Genomic DNA, 4,901 nt, shown 5'->3' on the forward strand with positions numbered 1-4,901 from the left:
ATTTGACCTTATAGATATGCAAAATAGTGAAATCGCAACACTATCAGGTTATGCCTCTCTTCCGTATGGGAACCGCGTATCGAGAAATTATTATAATCGAACTCAGTTTAAAAACTCAGTTTCAGAGATACACACAGCTATCCATAGCAACTCCAAAGCTGTGAAGTACCAAAATGCTCTCGCAAAACAGCTTGCCGAGTCTAAGTATAGTGGGACGGTAGAGCAAGGGAAAATGTCTTATACATGGGAGAATATGTTGAAAGACACTTTTGAGAAGATTACAGATTTTTCAGAATGGTCCAAAGAGAGTTTAGGTCAGTTTTTAGAATCTACTAAAGAAACTATTATAAAACAAGGAAAAAATATAGGGAAATCATGGGGAGCTAGATTACAACCACGAGAAAATGGAAAATTTGTTAGAGACAGTTTTAAGCCTAGGAAGTGGCTATCTGGTAAGTTAAAAGGACTTTCAGGCACAGCTAGTAAAGCGATTGGGTTCATTGCTAAGTGGGGAGGTCGCGGTCTGATTGCATTAGGAGCCTACGAAGAGGCTAAAGAGTATTATAACGAATATCATAATGTTGGCAGAGCGATAAGTTACAGCACAGTAGCGACAGGTGCTGGTGTTCTCGCTGGAATGGCAGTCGGTGCTGCCTTTGCAGGAGCTCCGTTTATAGTAGGCTTGGGAGCAGCTGTTGTTGTGGGAGCAGCCGTTTCAGTTGGAATTAAAGCTCTTTATAAAAATGTTAAGCCGTTTAGAGATGTTGTAGATGGTGCAGGAGATATACTAAACGGAGTAGGTAAAGCACTCAGTAACTCACTTTCTTCTCTGAAAGGAGCATTTGGATGGTAGGTGTTTGTACCGGATCCATTATTCTGATTAAATTTATTGAGTTTCAGCCTACGAGTAGAGCTATAAAATATGAGGTGGTGGGTAATGAAAGTGTCGAATAGACGTTATAAAGTTAGTTTAGTTGGGCGTGTGAATAATAGATATTACCTGATAAGGATTTCCAATCAAGAATATATAATAGATTATTCAAATCCCAAGGATGTACGCACCTATTTGTTTGGGTTATTCCCGAAATATAATACAGAGTATCCCATCTATAAAGTTGACAATGCTAGTATAAAAACAACAACTTGGAGAATAATGGATCAATTTCAAGGAAGCTTACTGGAGTATAGTATTGGCATTGTACTAGTTTTTCTTTTGATTCTACCAAAACATATTAACCCACTGTTGATTTTTAATAATTCGATAATTAGAGAATCATGGTATCTTTGGTTATCAATGATTTTTTGTGGAGCTATATTACTGATTTCTTTTCTTATCTTTAAGTCAAATACAGATGAAATCCCTATTTTGGTAGATGAAAAAAGTATTTTACGAAGAGTAGAGGAACCAAGAAAAAGCTTCATCAAATTTCCTCAAAAAATAGTTGATTTTTTAAGTTGTTTTTTAGGAATTCCAATCTGTCTTTTTATGGGAGTTGCTTCATCAAATTTTATTTTGTTAATTGTTTTTGGATGTTTAGGATTCTATCAGCTGTTATTTGCTAGGTTTTTTAATTTATTATTTGTAGTTAAAAGACATAAATTTTATATTGTAAAATAAGGAGAAAGTTATGATTTTGCCTATTGGAACTATTGTTTATTTATCTGGTGGAAACCAAAAAGTTATGATTTTAAATAGGGGCGCTATTGTAGAGCAGGAAGGTCAGGATGTATTGTTTGATTATACTGGAGCTCTATTTCCAGAAGGATTAAATCCAGAGCAAGTTTATTATTTTAATCATGAAGATATTGATGATATTGTGTTCAAAGGATATAGTGATATTGATGAAGAGCGTTTTGTTAAATTATATAAGAAATGGCTTGGCTCTATTGAAAGTAGCATTAAAAAAGGAAAAACAGAATAATATATAATGGTGTAATTGTCCTTTCGCAGAGAGTATTTCAATGAGGGCATTGTTTCTAGCGTATATAGATGGGAGATAGTGAATGAAGATTGATGTATCCGAAGTTCGAGTTCAAAAAGAGTTGTTAGTTATTTCGGTAAATAGTATCAAGGAGCAGCTATCTGTTTCGAGAAGTCGTCTATCAGAGGTCGTTTCAACCGATAGCCTCAAAGGCGCAGTGAAGGATGCCATTAACCAGAAGGTGACCAACTATCAAATACCACTGGTTGATAACTATGTCAATGCCCTAGATAGCATTGTCAGTCGCTATGATGGACTTGTGAAGCTCTTTCAAGACACGGTGTCAGAGACTGACAACAGTGCCATTATTAAGACAGAATACCTAGAACGCATCAAGCAACGGATGAAAGATCCGATTGAGGGATTAAAGAGTAGTTCCAGTAAGACACAAAATATCTATGCAGGGATAAGTGATATCCTAACGTTGACGAATCCAAGCTTGGATAGTGTGAATACAAGTTATAATCAAGCAGTCAAGAGTTTAGATGATACCATAAAGAATATGGAGGCTTTTAATCAACTTGTTGGAGATAGTAGCTTTACAGATTTGATAAATGTTCAAAATAAGCAATTAAAGTTTCTCGCCCTTCGTTCAAGCACTCCATATACCGAATACGCGGCAAGAAGTTATTATCGTAGTACAGGTTTTAAAAACGATGTTGCAGAATATACTAAGGCTGTGCATAGTGGAGGAAAGAAAGTAGAGTTACAGAATGATTTAGCCAAACGATTAGCTGAGTCTAAGTATAGTGGAGAAAAAATTAAGAAGCTCCCACCTGGAGTTGTGGTTGATGATGATTTTTCCGATCTAGATGTGGGATTTGAAGCTTATGCTGGGAAAACTACTGCAGGTGATAAGAATTTAGGCGGTGAAGTTTCGGTACTTAAGGCAGATGTTTCTGCTGGTATAATCAAGTCACCACTGTCTGCCAAAGAAAGTAAAAAAGGTGGCTCAAAAAATAAAAAACTTTCTCAAAAATATGGCATTGGAGCTAAAGCTAAAGCTAAAATTACCGGCGCTGAGGCGGAAGGGCATACTCGCTGGGGAGATGATAGCAACGATATCCATGCAAAACTTTCTGGATCTGCATATACAGCTTCGGCAGATGCAAGCGGCGAAATTGGTTTTTTTACTAATAGGGAAGGAAAACTGAAGGGAGGAGTCCAATTAGAGGCGGGAGCTGATGCTTATATTGTAGAAGGAGAAGCCAAAGCTGGATTTAAAATATTTGGTCTTACGATTGATGTAAGTGCTTCTGCTGGAGTGGGTGTTTCTGCTAGGGCAAAAGTGGGAGTAACAACTGAAAAAGCAGAGGCAAAAATGAAACTAGGACCATTTGGATTGGGCTTATCAATAGGGTGGTAAAACATGGAAATACAATTACAATTACGTGGAAACTCAGAAGGATTTATACTTCAGTCAAAATTACCTGATGATGAACATTGGACTGAAAGAATTGAAATCGTTCAAGAAGAGGAAGGTTACCGTCTATATGCAAAAGATGTAGAAATTCTTGTATTGAAAGAATCAGAATTCATTTCTAAGAGGAAAAGAATAGTCGCAAGAGGGTTAAATAAGGATTTGATTTATTATGAAGAAAAAAGACTTGATCATTTATGGGGACAAGCATACTGGCATGGGCTTTTGCAATTCAATTTAAGTAACTATGAAATGACGTGTGTAAGTTCAGGTAGTAAAGGAGATATTCTACCTGTCACAAAAGATGGCATTCCGATTGCCGTTTATGCTGCAAGTAATATTGCAATTGCTGGAAAGAGAAACTTTTCTCTCTATACTAAAAATATTGACGAAATTGACAATTTACTGATGTTTTACGTAATTGATTATATTAGGGGATATGACTTTTTAAATATTGATTCTTTATCTGCAAGATATCGTTTCTTTTATCAATTCGATGATCGCTCAGCTATAACGAAGGAACATTTAGATATGCTTCCAGAGGAGAGAAGACCATCTAAGTTAGAGGCGTTTATCATTTATTTTTTGTCAGCCTTCCTTGTTGTGGGTGTAAGCTTGGTATCATTACGCCCTTTATTCGCATTTTTAGTAGCAATACTGATACATTTTATTTATAATATCATAAAGAATTGGAGAAATAGAGATGAATAAAAATTGGTTGCCACTCGGAACAACTGTTTTATTAAAGAATGGGACTCAACCTATTATGATTGTCGGGCGCTATCAACAGAATAGTGAAGGGAAAGTTTTTGATTATTCTGGGGTCCTAAACCCTCAAGGCTTTGAAGATTCCCAGTCAATGTATTTGTTTGATGCTGAGAAAATTGAGCAGGTGTTATTTAAAGCTCACGTAACAGAGTTTGAGAAAGAGTTTATCACAAGATTAGAAGAGTTCATTTCTAGCGATAAATAGGTCTGAGTTTTATTAACAGATTGTGAAAACTTTCGTTACTAACAAAATGAATAATGAAGGAGTAGTAGGAAGTGTTTTGATAAACTGAAAAGGACGGCAAGCAAGGTTATTTTGACTTTGGAGCTGTCAGTCTTCCACTAGGACTCATTAATCAAAACATTATCTTCTTTAACAAAGAGGATATAGATGAAGTGCTCTTCTTCGGCTACATCGATCGTCGATTTCAAGACTTTTTGAATCGTTATGATGAGGAAGTCTCAAAAATCAGCTATGACCATTTCACCATAGAAGACTTCAAAAAATGACATACAAATCCTAGGATTCTATTCTAGGATTTTCTATATGGTGAGAAAATGTTATAATGAAGAATAGGTAGACTGGTCACTGATGTAATATAAATATCCAGACCTGACAATAGCTTACTCTGCAATTGGAGGTATGGTTGGCATCAGCAATCCTTTGTACTTGAACTTGATAAGAGCCTTTCCCCAAAAGTTTCTCACTTTTGGGGATTGATTCAAATGGT

General features: G+C 36.0%; 6 protein-coding genes and 1 pseudogene. All 7 read left to right on the top strand.

The features are described 5' to 3' along the window. Positions 1 to 853, top strand: an 853-nt coding sequence (locus SORDD27_RS10415; protein WP_231069332.1) for a hypothetical protein, incomplete at its 5' end; no start/stop codon positions are given. A gap of 84 nt (positions 854 to 937) precedes the next feature. Then, positions 938 to 1,618 carry a hypothetical protein gene (locus SORDD27_RS08270; protein WP_061421771.1) on the top strand — a complete coding sequence of 227 codons (681 nt, stop codon included), beginning with the start codon at positions 938 to 940 and terminating at the stop codon, positions 1,616 to 1,618. 10 nt (positions 1,619 to 1,628) lie between these two features. After that, the gene (locus tag SORDD27_RS08275) at positions 1,629 to 1,922 is read left to right on the top strand and encodes a DUF4176 domain-containing protein (protein WP_061420490.1); all 294 of its coding nucleotides are present in this window, start codon (positions 1,629 to 1,631) and stop codon (positions 1,920 to 1,922) included. A gap of 82 nt (positions 1,923 to 2,004) precedes the next feature. After that, entirely contained in the window at positions 2,005 to 3,348 is a 1,344-nt protein-coding gene (locus tag SORDD27_RS10420) for a T7SS effector LXG polymorphic toxin (RefSeq protein WP_231069333.1), read from the top strand. A gap of 3 nt (positions 3,349 to 3,351) precedes the next feature. Then, positions 3,352 to 4,113, top strand: a complete 762-nt coding sequence (locus tag SORDD27_RS08285; protein ID WP_061428483.1) for a hypothetical protein — start codon at positions 3,352 to 3,354, stop codon at positions 4,111 to 4,113. Further along, positions 4,106 to 4,375 (top strand): DUF4176 domain-containing protein, encoded by a 270-nt coding sequence (locus SORDD27_RS08290; RefSeq protein ID WP_061421768.1) that lies wholly within the window; start codon positions 4,106 to 4,108, stop codon positions 4,373 to 4,375. Before SORDD27_RS08285 ends, SORDD27_RS08290 begins: the two co-directional genes overlap by 8 nt. A gap of 101 nt (positions 4,376 to 4,476) precedes the next feature. Further along, positions 4,477 to 4,680: pseudogene (locus SORDD27_RS08295) on the top strand (DUF4176 domain-containing protein); the annotation flags it as partial. Positions 4,681 to 4,901 lie beyond the last annotated feature (221 nt).

This window comes from Streptococcus oralis (assembly GCF_001579025.1).
In the GTDB taxonomy this organism is placed as follows: Bacteria; Bacillota; Bacilli; order Lactobacillales; family Streptococcaceae; genus Streptococcus; species Streptococcus oralis_X.

What these genes read in the sequence shown, in the direction of transcription:
- SORDD27_RS08270 (WP_061421771.1), top strand. Translation starts at nt 938, where the DNA reads ATGAAAGTGTCGAATAGACGTTATAAAGTTAGTTTAGTTGGGCGTGTG.
- SORDD27_RS08275 (WP_061420490.1), top strand. Translation starts at nt 1,629, where the DNA reads ATGATTTTGCCTATTGGAACTATTGTTTATTTATCTGGTGGAAACCAA.
- SORDD27_RS10420 (WP_231069333.1), top strand. Translation starts at nt 2,005, where the DNA reads ATGAAGATTGATGTATCCGAAGTTCGAGTTCAAAAAGAGTTGTTAGTT.
- SORDD27_RS08285 (WP_061428483.1), top strand. Translation starts at nt 3,352, where the DNA reads ATGGAAATACAATTACAATTACGTGGAAACTCAGAAGGATTTATACTT.
- SORDD27_RS08290 (WP_061421768.1), top strand. Translation starts at nt 4,106, where the DNA reads ATGAATAAAAATTGGTTGCCACTCGGAACAACTGTTTTATTAAAGAAT.